Origin of the sequence: Pseudomonas sp. 14A (assembly GCF_018132745.1) — a bacterium.
Lineage (GTDB): Bacteria > Pseudomonadota > Gammaproteobacteria > Pseudomonadales > Pseudomonadaceae > Aquipseudomonas > Aquipseudomonas mercuritolerans.
Genome location: NZ_JAGRQJ010000003.1, coordinates 866,347 through 882,073 on the forward strand (window position 1 = coordinate 866,347; position 15,727 = coordinate 882,073).

At 61.6% G+C, this 15,727-nt stretch carries 10 protein-coding genes; 9 read left to right on the forward strand and 1 reads right to left on the reverse strand.

Features of this window, described 5'->3' with window-relative positions; all coding sequences use genetic code 11:
- Window positions 1–69: 69 nt before the first annotated feature.
- Window positions 70–861, reverse strand: a complete 792-nt coding sequence (gene phhA, locus PS14A_RS06595) for a phenylalanine 4-monooxygenase (protein ID WP_133340600.1) — start codon at window positions 859–861, stop codon at window positions 70–72.
- Between the two features lie 393 nt (window positions 862–1,254).
- On the opposite strand from phhA, the gene PS14A_RS06600 reads away from it, so the two are divergent.
- The 9 genes from PS14A_RS06600 (at window position 1,255) to PS14A_RS06640 (ending at window position 15,198) form a co-directional block, all read left to right on the forward strand.
- Window positions 1,255–2,817 carry a sigma-54-dependent transcriptional regulator gene (locus tag PS14A_RS06600; RefSeq protein ID WP_130899939.1) on the forward strand — a complete coding sequence of 521 codons (1,563 nt, stop codon included), beginning with the start codon at window positions 1,255–1,257 and terminating at the stop codon, window positions 2,815–2,817.
- 272 nt (window positions 2,818–3,089) lie between these two features.
- Window positions 3,090–3,830 carry a flagellar basal body rod protein FlgF gene (locus tag PS14A_RS06605; protein ID WP_016771112.1) on the forward strand — a complete coding sequence of 247 codons (741 nt, stop codon included), beginning with the start codon at window positions 3,090–3,092 and terminating at the stop codon, window positions 3,828–3,830.
- A 45-nt stretch (window positions 3,831–3,875) separates the two neighbouring features.
- Window positions 3,876–4,661, forward strand: a complete 786-nt coding sequence (flgG, locus tag PS14A_RS06610; protein ID WP_016771111.1) for a flagellar basal-body rod protein FlgG — start codon at window positions 3,876–3,878, stop codon at window positions 4,659–4,661.
- Window positions 4,662–4,712: 51 nt separating this feature from the next.
- Window positions 4,713–5,408: a flagellar basal body L-ring protein FlgH gene (gene flgH, locus PS14A_RS06615; protein WP_016771110.1), complete on the forward strand. Its 696-nt coding sequence runs from the start codon at window positions 4,713–4,715 to the stop codon at window positions 5,406–5,408.
- Window positions 5,409–5,435: 27 nt separating this feature from the next.
- Window positions 5,436–6,524 carry a flagellar basal body P-ring protein FlgI gene (locus PS14A_RS06620; protein ID WP_024012083.1) on the forward strand — a complete coding sequence of 363 codons (1,089 nt, stop codon included), beginning with the start codon at window positions 5,436–5,438 and terminating at the stop codon, window positions 6,522–6,524.
- Between the two features lie 11 nt (window positions 6,525–6,535).
- The gene (gene flgJ / locus PS14A_RS06625) at window positions 6,536–7,852 is read left to right on the forward strand and encodes a flagellar assembly peptidoglycan hydrolase FlgJ (protein WP_212615570.1); all 1,317 of its coding nucleotides are present in this window, start codon (window positions 6,536–6,538) and stop codon (window positions 7,850–7,852) included.
- A 25-nt stretch (window positions 7,853–7,877) separates the two neighbouring features.
- Window positions 7,878–9,923, forward strand: coding sequence for a flagellar hook-associated protein FlgK (gene flgK, locus PS14A_RS06630; protein WP_212615571.1), 2,046 nt, complete (start codon window positions 7,878–7,880; stop codon window positions 9,921–9,923).
- Window positions 9,924–9,936: 13 nt separating this feature from the next.
- Window positions 9,937–11,505 (forward strand): flagellar hook-associated protein 3, encoded by a 1,569-nt coding sequence (locus PS14A_RS06635; RefSeq protein ID WP_137216245.1) that lies wholly within the window; start codon window positions 9,937–9,939, stop codon window positions 11,503–11,505.
- A gap of 99 nt (window positions 11,506–11,604) precedes the next feature.
- The gene (locus tag PS14A_RS06640) at window positions 11,605–15,198 is read left to right on the forward strand and encodes a glycosyltransferase (protein WP_212615572.1); all 3,594 of its coding nucleotides are present in this window, start codon (window positions 11,605–11,607) and stop codon (window positions 15,196–15,198) included.
- Window positions 15,199–15,727: the final 529 nt, after the last annotated feature.

The following is a 15,727-nucleotide window of genomic DNA, read 5'->3' on the forward strand; positions in this document are numbered from 1 at the left end:
CGTCAATGCCGTCACGCTAAAGCAAAGTGGCGGCGACGGACAGACGCAATTGTCAGCAAAAGTCGCGGTTCAGGCGGCTTTCGGTTTCGGCGGAAATTTCGGCGCGTGCAAGCCCAACTGCATGCCTTGGCGAACCATGGCCATGATGTCTTCATGGGCCACATCGAACAGGCGCTTGAGATTGGGCAGGACGAAGTACAGCGGTTGCAGGATGTCGATGCGATACGGCGTGCGCATGGCTTCCAGCGGATCGAAAATCTGATGCTCGGGCTCGTCCGACAGGCAATAAACGGTTTCTTTCGGCGAGGACAGAATCCCGCCGCCGTAGATGCGCTTGCCTTGCGGGGTATCGACCAGACCGAATTCGATGGTCATCCAGTACAGCCGCGCCAGATACACGCGCTCTTCCTTGGTCGCTTGCAGGCCAAGCTTGCCGTAGGTGTGGGTGAATTCGGCGAAATACGGGTTGGTCAGCAACGGGCAGTGGCCGAAGATCTCGTGAAAGATGTCCGGCTCCTGCAGGTAGTCGAGTTCTTCGCGGGTACGAATGAAGGTGGCGACGGGGAATTGCTTGCTGGCAAGCAACTCGAAAAAGGTCTGGAAAGGAATCAGCGCCGGCACTCGGGCAACCTGCCAGCCGGTGGTCTCGCCGAGGACTTTATTGATCTCGGCCAGTTGCGGGATGCGGTCGTGGGGCAGACCGAGTTTTTCGATACCGTCCAGGTATTCCTGGCACGCGCGACCTTCAATCACCTTCAACTGGCGAGTGATCAGCGTGTTCCACACCGCGTGTTCTTCGGCGGGATAGTCGATAAAACCTTGCGCATCGGGCTCGCGAGCCACGTATTGCGTCTGCTTCATGCTGCTCTCCTGCTAGGAAATTCGTTTTTGTTATGTCCAGCGATGGCTAAAGGAATACCCCAGAGTGCGAAGCTGCGCAGCCTGTTGAGCCGCGCATGCGTAGGAAATTTCGTCGAGTTTCGTAAAGTTATCGTTACGCTTTGTCGGGTAATGCGCATTTACGGTGATTGGCGGGTTTGAAAAGGGCAGGGGCTGTCACATAATCTTGACAACTATCTGCGTGCCTCGACAGAAAACTCTGCCTCGGGCGCGCCACAAAACCCTGTGGGAGCGAGCCTGCTCGCGAAAGCGGTCTGTCTGACACATCGATACTGGATGTGCTGGCGCCTTCGCGAGCAGGCTCGCTCCCACAAGGACATGTGTTTACTTCTCAAACCTGTCGGGCCTTTTTCTATGCGCATCAAAGTCCACTGCCAGAACCGCATCGGCATCCTGCGCGACATTCTCAATCTGCTGGTGGCGTACGGGATCAACGTTGCCCGCGGTGAAGTTGGCGGTGAACATGGCAATGCGATCTACCTGCACTGCCCGAACCTGATCAACATCCAGTTCCAGGCATTGCGGCCGAAGTTCGAGGCGATCGGCGGGGTGTTTGGCGTCAAGCGCGTCGGGCTGATGCCCAGCGAACGCCGGCACATGGAATTGAACGCACTGCTCGGCGCGCTGGAGTTTCCGGTGCTGTCGATCGACATGGGCGGCTCGATCGTTGCGGCCAACCGCGCGGCGGCGCAGTTGCTCGGGGTGCGCGTCGATGAGGTGCCGGGGATTCCGCTGTCGCGCTACGCCGAGGATTTCGACCTGCCGGAACTGGTGCGCGCCAACAAGTCGCGAATCAACGGCATGCGGGTCAAGGTAAAAGGCGACATCTTTCTCGCCGACATTGCACCGCTGCAATCGGAGCACGACGACAGCGAGGCCATGGCCGGCGCCGTACTGACGCTGCACCGCGCCGACCGCGTCGGCGAGCGCATCTACAACGTGCGCAAACAGGAGTTGCGCGGCTTCGACAGCATCTTCCAGAGTTCGAAAGTCATGGCCGCCGTGGTCCGCGAAGCGCGACGCATGGCGCCGCTGGATGCGCCGCTATTAATAGAAGGCGAAACCGGCACCGGCAAGGAATTGCTCGCGCGCGCCTGCCACCTCGCCAGCCCGCGTGGACAGTCGCCGTTGATGGCACTCAACTGCGCCGGGTTGCCGGAGTCGATGGCCGAGACCGAGCTGTTCGGCTACGGCCCCGGCGCCTTCGAGGGCGCTCGCGCTGAGGGCAAGCTCGGCCTGCTGGAGTTGACCGCTGGCGGCACGCTGTTTCTCGATGGCGTCGGCGAGATGAGCCCGCGCTTGCAGGTCAAATTGCTGCGCTTTCTTCAGGACGGTTGCTTCCGTCGCGTCGGCAGTGATGAAGAGGTCTATCTGGACGTACGGGTGATCTGCGCGACCCAGGTGGACTTGTCCGAATTGTGCGCGCGCGGTGAGTTTCGCCAGGATCTCTATCACCGCTTGAACGTGCTGTCGCTGCACATTCCGCCGCTGCGCGAATGCCTCGACGGTCTGACGCCGCTGGTTGAACACTTTCTCGATCAGGCCAGTCGGCAGATCGGCTGCCCGCTGCCGAAACTGGCCCCGGCGGCGATGGATCGCCTCAGCCATTACCACTGGCCGGGCAACGTACGGCAGCTGGAGAACGTGCTGTTCCAGGCGGTTTCCCTGTGCGACGGCGGAACGGTCAAGGCCGAACATATTCGCCTGCCGGATTACGGCGTGCGTCAGCCGCTTGGCGATTTTTCCCTGGACGGAAATCTCGACGAGATCGTCGGGCGTTTCGAAAAAGCGGTGCTGGAACGCTTGTATTCCGAGCACCCGAGCAGTCGGCAGTTGGGCAAGCGACTCGGAGTGTCGCACACCACCATTGCCAACAAGCTGCGTGAGTATGAGGTGGGGAAAGACAGCGGAGCTTAAGATCAAAAGATCGCAGCCTTCGGCAGCTCCTACATTTGGAACGCGGTTTCCTGTAGGAGCTGCGGAACGCTGCGATCTTTTGATCTCTTGCCGCGAAGCGGCATGACACCGCCGGTTTTTCGTCTTCTGCCCATTTCAAATTCCCCCTCCGATCCCCTCAAGTCCCCTGTTTACCGGGCCTTCGCTCGCCAATATAAAGTTGGTCTGCAAATTGCTTATGGCTGAGCAGTACAGCGGTGGGCGGCAAACGTCCGGCATGCAGAGGAAACACAGTGGACAAGTACCTTTATGTGGCAATGACCGGCGCCAGCCAGAACGCACTGGCGCAGCGGGCGCATGCCAACAACCTGGCGAACATCTCCACCAACGGCTTCCAGCGCGACCTCGAGCAGGCGCGTTCGATGCCGGTGTTCGGTGACAGCTTTCCGGCGCGTGCGTTTGCCATGAGCGAACGTCCCGCTACCGACTTCACGCCGGGCTCGCTGGTGCAGACCGGACGTGAACTCGACGTCGCGGTATCCGGCAACGGTTTCATCGCCGTGCAAAACCCCAGCGGTGGTGAAAGCTACGTGCGCACCGGCAGCCTCAACATCGACGCCCTCGGCGTATTGCGCGCCGGCAACGGCATGCCGGTGATCGGTAATGGCGGCCCGATCGCCGTGCCGCCCGAGCAGCAGGTCGAAGTCGGCGAAGACGGCACCATCAGCATTCGCGCGATGGGCGAAGGCCCCCGCGTCATGGCCGAAGTCGACCGGATCAAGCTGGTCAACCCGGACATCAAGAACATGAACAAAGGCCTCGACGGTTCGATTTACACCAAGGACGGCCAGCCGGCGCAAGCCGACGCCAACGTCAAACTGGTCTCGGGTTTCCTCGAGTCGAGCAACGTCAATGCCGTGGAAGAAATGACTTCGGTGCTGGCCCTGGCCAAGCAGTTCGAGTTGCACGTCAAGATGATGAACACCGCCAAAGACGACGACCAGGCCATGGCTCGGGTCTTGCAGATCAGCTAATTATCAGAACGTCGCGCCGTAAAACAGGCGCACGAGGAGAATCGAATGCTTCCGGCTCTATGGGTTGCCAAAACCGGTCTGTCCGCCCAGGACACCAACCTGACCACCATTTCCAACAACCTGGCGAACGTCTCGACCACGGGTTTCAAACGTGACCGTGCCGAGTTTCAGGACTTGCTCTATCAGATCAAGCGTCAGCCAGGCGCCCAGTCGACCCAGGACAGCGAACTGCCGTCGGGTCTGCAAGTGGGTACCGGTGTGCGCATTGTCGGCACGCAGAAAAACTTCACCGCCGGCAGTCTGCAAACCACCGAGCAGCCGCTGGACATGGCCATCGACGGTCGCGGTTTCTTCCAGATCCTGCAGCCGGACGGCACCACGTCCTACACCCGTGACGGTACTTTCCACCTCGACTCCAATGGCCAGATCGTCAACGCCAGCGGTTTCGCCCTGGAACCGGCGATCATCATCCCGAACGATGCGCAGACCTTCACAGTCGGCCGTGACGGCACCGTGTCGATCACCATCGCCGGCAACCCGGCTTCGCAAGTGATCGGCAATCTGCAGACCGCCGACTTCATCAACCCGGCCGGCCTGCAAGCCGTGGGCAACAACCTGTTCCTGGAAACCGCTGCTTCCGGCGCGCCGCAGATCGGCACCCCGGGCCTCAACGGTTTCGGTACCACGCTGCAGAACACCCTGGAAACCTCCAACGTCAGCACCGTTGAAGAGATGGTCAACATGATCACCACTCAACGCGCCTACGAGATGAACTCCAAGGTGATCTCCACCGCCGACCAGATGCTCTCGTTCGTAACGCAGAATCTGTAATCCAGTCTTTGGGGCGGCCTGAGGTCGCCAGCAACACCGTGAGGTAGGGTCATGAAGCGCTTTGTATCTGTTCTGGCATTGAGTGGGGTCGTCTCGCTCGCGGGCTGCGTCGCCCCGACGCCCAAGCCCAATGACCCTTACTACGCCCCGGTGTTGCCGCGCACACCGTTGCCGGCGGCTGCCAACAACGGCTCGATCTATCAGGCCGGTTTCGAGCAGAACCTGTACAGCGACCGCAAGGCGTTCCGGGTGGGTGACATCATCACCATCACCCTGAACGAGCGCACCCAGGCGAGCAAGAACGCCAACTCGCAGATGGACAAGAACAGCGATAACTCGATCGGTCTGACCTCGTTGTTCGGCTCCAGCCTGACCACCAACAACCCGATTGGTGGCGGTGACCTGAGCCTCAACGCCGGCTACAGTGCCGACCGTTCGACCAAGGGCGACGCCAAGTCCGGGCAGAGCAACAGCCTGACCGGCTCGATCACCGTGACCGTGGCCGACGTGCTGCCCAACGGCATCATCGCCGTGCGTGGCGAGAAGTGGCTGACGCTCAACACCGGTGACGAACTGGTGCGCATCGCCGGCATGGTCCGCGCCGATGACATCGCGACCGACAACACCGTGTCGTCGACCCGTGTCGCCGATGCGCGCATCACCTACTCGGGTACCGGCGCGTTTGCCGATACGAGTCAGCCAGGCTGGTTCGACCGTTTCTTCCTCAGCCCGCTGTTCCCTTTCTAGGTGGCTACGTTGAATCTGAAAAGCCTTATGGTGGCCGCGTTGTTGATGTCTGCGGCGTTCACTGCACACGCCGAGCGGCTGAAAGACATCGCCAGCATTTCCGGCGTGCGCTCCAACCAGTTGATCGGTTACGGCCTGGTGGTCGGGCTTAACGGCACCGGTGACCAGACGACGCAGACCCCGTTCACCCTGCAGACCTTCAACAACATGCTCTCGCAGTTCGGCATCAAGGTGCCGCCGGGATCGGGCAACGTGCAGTTGAAGAACGTCGCGGCGGTGTCGGTGAGTGCCGATCTGCCGGCGTTCGCCAAGCCAGGTCAGCAAGTCGACATCACTGTGTCTTCGATCGGTAACTCCAAGAGCCTGCGCGGCGGCACCTTGTTGCTGACGCCGCTCAAGGGTATCGACGGCAACGTCTATGCGATCGCTCAGGGCAACCTGGTGGTCGGCGGTTTCGACGCTGAAGGTCGTGACGGTTCGAAGATCACCGTCAACGTTCCGTCGGCCGGTCGCATCCCTGGCGGTGCTTCGGTAGAGCGTGCAGTGCCGAGCGGTTTCAACCAGGGCAACAGCCTGACGCTGAACCTCAATCGCTCCGACTTCACCACCGCCAAGCGCATCGTCGACAAGGTCAACGACATGCTCGGCCCTGGCGTCGCCCAAGCCATCGACGGCGGTTCGGTGCGCGTGACTGCGCCGCTGGATCCGAGCCAGCGCGTCGACTACCTGTCGATCCTGGAAAACCTTGAAATCGATCCGGGTCAGGCGGTGGCGAAAGTCATCATCAACTCGCGCACCGGCACCATCGTCATCGGCCAGAACGTGAAAGTGTCGCCAGCCGCCGTGACCCACGGCAGCCTGACCGTGACCATCACCGAAGACCCGATCGTCAGCCAGCCAGGTCCGCTGTCCAACGGCCAGACCGCCGTCGTACCGCGCTCGCGAGTGAATGCCGAACAGGAAGCCAAACCGATGTTCAAGTTCGGCCCTGGCACCACCCTCGACGAGATCGTCCGTGCGGTGAACCAGGTCGGCGCAGCACCGGGTGACTTGATGGCGATTCTCGAAGCTCTGAAGCAGGCCGGCGCATTGCAAGCCGACCTGATCGTGATCTGAGGCCGGCCCCCATGGATATGCGCAAAAGCGGTCTGGTCAGCAGCAGCGATTCGGGTTCCTACTCCGACCTCAATCGTCTGAACCAGCTCAAGGTCGGCGACAAGAACAGCGACGAAAACATGCGCAAGGTGGCGCAGGAATTCGAGTCGCTGTTCCTCGGCGAAATGCTCAAGTCGATGCGTTCGGCCACCGAAGCGCTCGGCCAGGACAACCCGCTGAACACACCTGCGGCCAAGCAGTATCAGGAAATGTACGACCAGCAACTGGCGGTTTCCATGTCCCGCGAGGGCGGTGGTATCGGCCTGGCCGACGTGCTGATCCGGCAGATGTCGAAGAACAAACCGATGGCCCCGGGCGAGGCAGCGGCCGCGTCCGCCGCCAAGCAACAGGAAGCGCTGGCCAAGGCCGCCGCCGTGCCGACGCCGATTGCCGCCGGCACCGTTGCCACCGGTCCGCTGTCGCGGGTCAATGGCGAGCGTCCGTTGTGGGCATCGCGTTCGGTGCATGCGCCGAACAACACCGATATTTCCCATCGCAATGACATGGCACTGCTCAATCAGCGGCGTCTGGCATTGCCGCCGAAACTGGCCGATCGCTTGCTCGCTGGTCTGGTGCCGTCGGCGCCGAGCGCGGCCACTGCGACCACTGCAGCAGCGGCGACCAACGCCTTGCCGCAACGGGCTGCGACTACCGCCGTCACAGGCTCCGGCGCGTTGTACAACGGCGACTGGCTGGCCCGTGCCGAAGAGCAGAAAGCTGCCGGCGGGCAGATGCAGGTATACGGTCGCGCCATGGCGCAGATTCCGCTGGCACCGGCGAAGAAGGCCTTCAGTTCCGCCGACGAATTCGTCAACACCATGCTGCCGATGGCCAAGGAAGCCGCCGACCGCATCGGCGTCGATCCACGCTATCTGGTGGCGCAAGCGGCACTGGAAACCGGTTGGGGCAAATCGGTCATGCGCGCCCAGGATGGCAGCAGCAGCCACAACCTGTTCGGCATCAAGGCGAGCAGCAACTGGAAGGGCGATTCGGCCCGCGCGATCACCAGCGAGTTCCGCAATGGTGCGATGGTCAAGGAGACGGCCGAGTTCCGTTCCTACGCCTCGTACAAGGACAGCTTCCACGATCTGGTGACGTTGCTGCAGAGCAACAATCGCTATCAAGAAGTGCTGAAGTCGGCCGATAACCCAGAACAGTTTGTACGCGAGTTGCAGAAGGCCGGTTACGCCACCGACCCGAACTACGCGACGAAGATTTCGCAAATTGCCAAGCAGATGAACAGTTTTGAAAACTACGCTGCGGCGGGTGTCTCCACCACGCCTTTATAAGGCACCAGGTAATAAGGTCTGAACCATGAGTTTGCTCAATATCGGGATGTCGGGACTGTCGGCCAGCCAGTCCTCTCTGGCTACGACAGGCAACAACATTGCCAACGTCGACACCGCCGGTTATTCACGTCAGCAAACCGTGCAGGGCACCAAGTCCTCGCAGCAGTACGGCAACGTTTTCATCGGCACGGGCACGACCCTGGCTGACGTGCGTCGGGTGTACAACTCGTACCTGGAATCGCAACTGCACACCGCGACTTCGCTGGACAGCGAATCGGCTGCGTTTCTCAAGCAGGCGACGCCGCTGGACGCCATGCTGTCGGACACCAACACCGGCCTGACCGGCGTGCTGCAGAAATTCTTCACCTCGATGCAGGGCGTATCGACCTCGGCCACCGATGACACTTCGCGTCAGTCGGTACTGACCGGCGCGCAGGCGCTGACCAGCCGTTTCAATACCCTGGCCAAGCAGCTCAACGATCAGAACACCACGATCAACGGCAGCCTCGGCGACATGACCGCCCAGGTGAACAAACTTGCCACCTCGATTGCCAATCTCAACCAGAAGATCGGCGAAATCTCCACCAGTGGCGGGGCGCCGAACGACCTGCTCGACAGCCGTAACGAAGCCGTGCGTCAGCTCTCCGAACTGACCGGTGCCCAGGTCGTCGAACGCGGCACCAGCTTCGACATCTATGTCGGCAGCGGCCAGCCGCTGGTCATCGGCAACACCACCAACAGCCTGAGCATGGTCGCGAGCAAGACCGACCCGTCGCGCATGTCGATCCAGATGGATCGCGGTTCGAGCACCATCGACATCACTTCGGTGATCAGCGGCGGCGAAATCGGCGGTCTGCTGACCTATCGCAAGGAGGTCCTCGACCCGTCGCTCAACGAGCTCGGGCGCGTGGCCCTGGTGATTGCCGATCAGGTCAACAGCCAGCAAGCCCAGGGCATCGACAAGAACGGTGACTTCGGCGCGGCGATTTTCAACAACATCAACAGTGCCGCCCTGATCAGTCAGCGCAGCATTGCGAAGGACGGCAACAGCGCCGGCTCCGGCAACCTCGATGTGACCATCAAGGACACCGGCAAGCTGACCACCAGCGACTATCAGGTGACCTTCACCAGCGCCACCGATTACACCGTCAAACGTTCCGACGGCACCGATCTGGGCGCATTCAGCACCAACACCAATCCGCCGCCAGTGATCGATGGCTTCACCCTGGCCTTGAAGGGCGGCGCGCTGAGTGCCGGTGACTCGTTCAAAGTCACGCCGACCCGCAACGCGGCGGCGAGCATTCAGACCGTGCTCAGCGATCCGAAGAAAATCGCTGCGGCAGGTCCGCTGACCGGCGTTGCCAGCGCCAACGGTCTGGGCACTTACACCCAGCCGACGCTCAGCGACAAGATCGACATCTACAACCCGACTGCCCAGGCCGACATGCAGGCGGCGCTGAAGAATTCGACGCCGGTCAAACTGGTGTTCGGCGCAGCCAGCGGCGGCAGCCAGTCGTACAACCTGGTCGACGCCAAGGGCGCGACCATTGGCACCGGCACCATCGTGCCCGGCCAGTCGAACACGCTGAACCTGAAAGTCGGCATCGTCGATGCCAGCGGCAATCCGGTGATGGACACCACGGTCACGCCGAACGTGCAGAAGACCTTCACCGTGCAGACCACCGTGGGCGGCACGCCGAAATCCGGCGAGACCTTCACCATGAACCTGACTGGCGCGGCGTCTTCGGACAACCGCAACGCCCAGGCACTGGTCGCGTTGCAAACCAAACAGACCGTGGACACCGGTTCGGCGAGCAAGGGCATCAGCCTGACCGACGCCTACAACACCCTGGTGACCAACGTCGGTACCAAGACCGCCCAAGGCAAGTCCGACAGCGCCGCGACCACGGCGATTCTGGAGAACGCCAAGGGTGCCCGCGATTCGCTCTCCGGGGTCAACCTGGACGAAGAAACCGGCAACCTGGTCAAGTACCAGCAGTACTACACAGCGTCTTCGCAGATCATCAAAGCTGCGCAGGAAACTTTCGCCACGCTGATCAACAGCCTTTAAGGAGTCGTAATTCATGCGCATTTCCACCGCCCAGTATTACGGAACGCAAGCTTCGGATTATCAGCGTAACTTCAACAAGGCCGTCGCCACCGCGAGCGAGGCGAGCAGCCTGCAGCGCATCAACACCGCCGCCGATGATCCGGTCGGGGCCGGGCGCTTGCTGCAATTGGGCCAGCAGGCCGCGATGCTCGATCAGTACAAGACCAACGTCAACACCACCAAAAGTGCCTTGACCGTGCAGGAGTCCACGCTGGATTCGATCACCACGGCGTTGGCACGAGCCAAGGAACTTGCGCTGGCGGCGAACAACGGCACGATCACCGACAAGGACCGCCAGGCTTACGCCTCGGAGATGGGCGAGATCCAGCAACAAGTGCTGGGCCTGATGAACGCCAAGGATGCCAACGGCAACTACCTGTTCTCCGGTTCGAAAACCGATACCGCACCGTACTCGAAGAATTCTGACGGCACATTCAGCTACAACGGCGACCAGACCACCATCGATCTGGGCATCGGCGACGGCATGACCGTGGGTACCAACACCACTGGTTGGGATGCGTTCCAGCAGACCATCAATACTGGCCGCACCAACACCAAGATGACTGCGCCTGCTGTGGATGACGGCCGTGTCGTGCTGTCCAACGGCACCGTCGGCACTGCCGCCACTTACGACGCCAAGTTCACCGCCGGGCAGCCGTATACCATCGATTTCGTCAGCAGCACGCAGCTGAAAATCACCGATGCCCTGGGCAACGATGTGACGGCCGAAGCGAGCCAGAATGGCTTGATCAGCAACAGCAGCGGCGCCAACCAGACCGTCAGCTTCCGTGGCGTCGACCTCAAGCTGAACGTCAACCTGAAGGCCGGCGATAGCAATCCGGACGCCGTTATCGCAGGGCACAGTTTTCAGCTGTCCGCGTCGCCGGACTCGTTCACGACCACGCGTAATCCGGGTAACCCGTCGACCAGCGTGATCACCGGTTCGACCATCACCGATCAGGCGGCCTACACCGCAGCGTTTCCGCAGGGCGGCGCAGTGCTCAAGTTCACCAGCGCTACTGCGTTCGATCTGTATGCCGCGCCAGTGACGGCCGACAGCAAGCCGGTTTCGTCGGGCACGGTGGCCGGCGGTAACGCGACTGCTGCCGGGGTGACTTTTGCTCTGGGCAACACGCCGGCTGCGGGTGATCAGTTCTCGATCCAGCCGAACAATCACCAGACCCAGAACGTGCTCGACACCCTGGGCCAGATGATCACTGCACTGAACACGCCGGTCGACGGTGACCCGGTTGCCAAGCAGAAGTTGCAGGGCGCGATGGAAGCAGGCCTCGGCAACATCGACGCTGCCGCCAATCAGATCGGCACCGCAGTCACCACCATTGGTGCGCGCGGTCAGGCGCTGGACATGCAGACCATCACCAATGACAGCCTGACCACGGCCAACAGCACGACCCAAGGCTCGATCCGTGATTCCGATCCGGCCGAAGTCATGACCCGTCTGACCCTGCAACAGACCATGCTGCAAGCCGCGCAACTGGCATTCAGCAAGATCAGCCAGTTGGGCCTGTTCAACAAGATCTGATGGTTGCCGGGCGCGTGAGCGCCCGTTTTCAGTCAATGTTTTTTCGCGGTACCCAGGGCTCGCTTTTCCGAGCGGGCTCGTACCGCCTGTGAGCCCGCCGTGAATTCACTTCCCCTCGTCAGCATCACCATTCCTGCGTTCAATCCGCGCTTTTTCGAGCGCACGCTCAACAGTGCCGTCAGCCAGACTTACGGCAATCTCGAGATCGTCGTGTGCGATGACAGTCGTGGTGATGAAATCGAGACCGTCGTCAGCACGGTGATCGAGCAGACGGGCGTGGCGGTGCGGTACGTGCGCAACCCACAGACGTTGGGACTGGTGGGCAACCTGAAGGTCTGCCTCGAGCAGGCGCGCGGCGAGTTCATCAAATTCCTCTGCGACGATGATTTGCTCTACTCGGCCTGTATCGAACAGCAAGCCCATGAGTTGCAGCGCGAAGAAGTCAGTCTGGTGGTCGCGCAGCGGCTGTTGTGGGACGCCAACGACATCATCCTGCCGGCGCGTCTGGAAAACAGTTCGTTGTCGCCGGTCAGCGGCTTGCTCAAGGGCGACGATGTCCTGAGCATTTTCGAAAAATTCCCGGTCAACGTCCTCGGCGGTTTCAGCAGTGCGCTGTTCCGGCGCGCCGACGTCGCCGAGCTGTTGCCAGCCCTGACGGAAGACGGCGCGTGCTTCGTTGCGACCCTGGATTTTGCCCTGTACGTCTGCCTGCTGCGGCGCGGCAATCTGGTGACATCGAACAATGTCCTGAGCGCCGAGCGCCTGTATCCGGAACGCCTGAGCGCACAGCAAGCGATGAAGGACGCGGCAGAGATCGAGCGCGAGTGGATTTCGCAAATGCTCAAGGTCCGTAGCGGTGAATCGGCTCCCGCGCAGGGCTGGGTTCGCTATGTACAACTGACCAAGGCCGACGAGTCGCCACGGGTCTGGGAAGAGCTGCCGCTGAGCCGCACCCTGGGTTCCAAGCAGAGCCGTCAGGAGCTGGGCGTGGGTGTCGACAGCTTCAGTTTCGGCGAACTCTATGCGCAGTGGCTGGCGTGTCGGGTGCTCACCGAGGCGCAGCGCCAGTGGCTGCCGGAGACCCTCGCCGGCTGGCCGCAGCAGCCGCGCATCGTGCCGATCATCATCGACGCGCAGGGCAGTCGCGACAATCTTCAGCGTACCCTTGAGGCCCTCGCTGCCCAGGATTACCCGCCGGAACTTGTGCTGGTGCTGTCCGCAGCCTGTACCGAAGCGCAGTTGCACGAGCGCGTGTTCCACATGCCGTTGCAGGATGACGGTCTGGAGCAGATCAACACGCTGCTGCCGCAGCTGGAAGGCGCCGACTGGTTCTACCTGCTGCAACCCGGTGACTGCCCGGTGGCGCCGGCGTTGCTGGTGATGGCTGACCGCATTGCGCATTCGCGCGCGCTGACCTGCCTCTACAGCGACGAAGGCAGTTTGCGCGACGGTGAATCGGCCGAGCCGGCATTCAAGCCGGATTTCAACCTCGACCTCATGCGCAGTTATCCGTATGTCGGCCGCGCGCTGGCGTTCCAGCGTGAGCGCTTTCTGGCACTCGGCGGTTTCGCCCCGACGTTCGCCGAACTGGCGCCCCATGATGTGCTCTGGAGGATGGTCGAAAGCGATGGCTTGCAGGTCGTCGGACACATCGCTGAGGTACTGCTGGAGTCCAAGTTCGACCTGTCGCAATGGCTGACGGAACCGGGCGTCGTCGAGCAAAGCCCGCGCATTCTCCAAGCGCATCTGCAACGTCTGGGAATCGCTCACGACATCCGCCGCGGCAGCCGGGAACTGCTCAACCGTGTCGACTATCACCACGCCCGTCGTCCCTTGGTCTCGGTGATCATCGTCACCCAGGACCAGACCGCAGCCTTGCAGCGCTGTGTCGAGACGCTGCTGGAAAAGACCGCTTACAGCGAGTACGAATTGCTCCTGGTCGACAACGGCAGCGAAAGCGTGGAAGCGCTGGCATGGCTCGATGGCATGGCGCAACTGGGCGGTGAACGCATTCGCGTGCTCAAGTATCCGCAGAAGGGCAATGCCGCCGCCGTGCACAATTTCGCCGTGCAACAGGCGCGTGGTGAATACGTGCTGATGCTCAATGCCTTCGCCGTGATCACCCAGGCGGACTGGCTCGACGAATTGCTCAATCATGCGCAACGGCCGGAAGTCGGTGTGGTCGGCGCCAAGTTGTTCAACCCGGACGGCGGCGTGCTGCACGCCGGCCTGATTCTCGGTTTGAACGGGCCGGTCGGCCTGCCGTTCTATGGCCAGCCCATGCAGTCGGAAGGCTATATGTTCCGCTTGCAGGCGGTGCATGACCTGAGCGCAGTGGGCGGTGACTGCCTGATGATTCGCAAGTCGGTATTCGACGCCGCTGGCGGTCTCGACGAGCAGGATTTCAAGCAGACGCTGAATGTCGTTGACCTGTGTCTGCGCGTCGGCCGCGACGGCTATCTGGTAGTGATGAACCCGCACGCCGTGCTGGCGGTGGGCGCGCGTCCAAGTACCGCAGCGACTGCGCAAGAGGAAGCGCTGCACGCCGAGGAGAAGGACACCTTTTATCAGCGCTGGCTGCCACTGATTGCGCGCGACCCCGCCTACAACGTCAACCTGACGTTGCAGGGCGTGGGCGCTACCAACTTCAGTCTGGAGCCTGGCCTGCGTACCGGCTGGAGTGCGTTTTCCAAGGCGCAACTGCCCAATGTGCTGGCGGTGCCGATCAATGCCTCTGCCATCGGCCACTACCGCATGAGCCAGCCGATGATCGAGCTGGAAGCGGCCAATCGGGTGGAAGGGCGCATCTGCTACGGCTTGCCGTCGATCATCGATATCGAGCGGCAATCGCCCGATGTGATCGTCCTGCAAGGGCGCTATTCGGAACATGCGATTGATGAAATCCCGCCGCTGAAGAAGTTCTTCAACGCCCGGCGGATCTTCGAACTCGACGATTATGTGATCGACGTTCCTCATCGCAACGCACACATCCGCAACATGCCGAGCAAGCAGGACATGGAGCGCATGGTGCGCCGGGCGATCGGCTTGTGTGATCGCGTGGTGGTCTCGACCGCGCCGCTGGCCAACGCGCTGTCGGACATGCACCACGACATTCGTGTGGTGCCGAATATGCTGGCCAAGGACCTCTGGGGGCACCTGCGCAGCCAGCGCCGTACCTCGAAAAAGCCGCGCGTCGGCTGGGGCGGCGGCACCAGTCACCACGGTGATCTGGCCGTGATCGCCGATGTGGTCCGCGAGCTGGCCAATGAAGTGGACTGGGTGTTCTTCGGCATGTGCCCGGATGATCTGCTGCCGTACATGCATGAGTTTCACGGAGTGATCCCGCTGGATGTCTATCCGGCAAAACTGGCCAGCCTGAACCTGGATCTGGCGCTGGCACCGTTGGAGTTCCACATCTTCAACGACTGCAAGAGCAACCTGCGGCTGCTCGAGTACGGCGCCTGCGGTTTCCCGGTGGTCTGCACCGACACCGAGGCTTATCGCGGCTACTTGCCGTGCACGCGGGTCAAGACCAACAGCACCGATGAGTGGCTGCAGGCGATTCGCATGCATCTGGCTGACCCGGATGCCAGTTATCGCATGGGTGACGAGTTGCGCGAGGTGGTGTTGCGCGATTACGTGTTGCGCGGGGATAACCTGCGGTATTGGGAATATGGCTGGCTGGCGGATTGATCTTTCAGATGGGCGACCTTTGGGGTCGCCTTTTTTTGTGGGCTTGGCGGCCTCTGGGCCGACCAGGCTCTTGGGTTTTGGGGGTAGATCCGTTTTTGCGGTGCTGCGGCTGGCGGTTTCGCCCTTACGGCGAGTCACCTTTTCCAGACGCCGAAAAGGTAACCGAAAAGGCTAGCTCCTGCGTTCGGCCCTCGCAGGCTCGGGTTCCTTCGCTGCGGGATCGATCCGGGCGCAGCGGCTACGGTTTGCTTCGCTGCACCTCCTTCCGCTGTGTCTGGCTGCGCCAGACGGTCGCTGCGCTCCCACCCCCGGATCAATCCCTCCACTCAGCCTTCCGACGTCGCCGGTGGATCAAGATCAAAAGCACTCGAGCTTGCGCTCATTGTTGAGTGGGGCGGCTTTGCCGCGGGCAGCTGCGCTGCTTTGCTTTTGTGGGAGCGAGCCTGCTCGCGAAGGCGGCCTGACAGCCGACCTTTTCTTGAGTGGTATGCGATCCACCTGTAGGAGCTGCCGAAGGCTGCGATCTTTT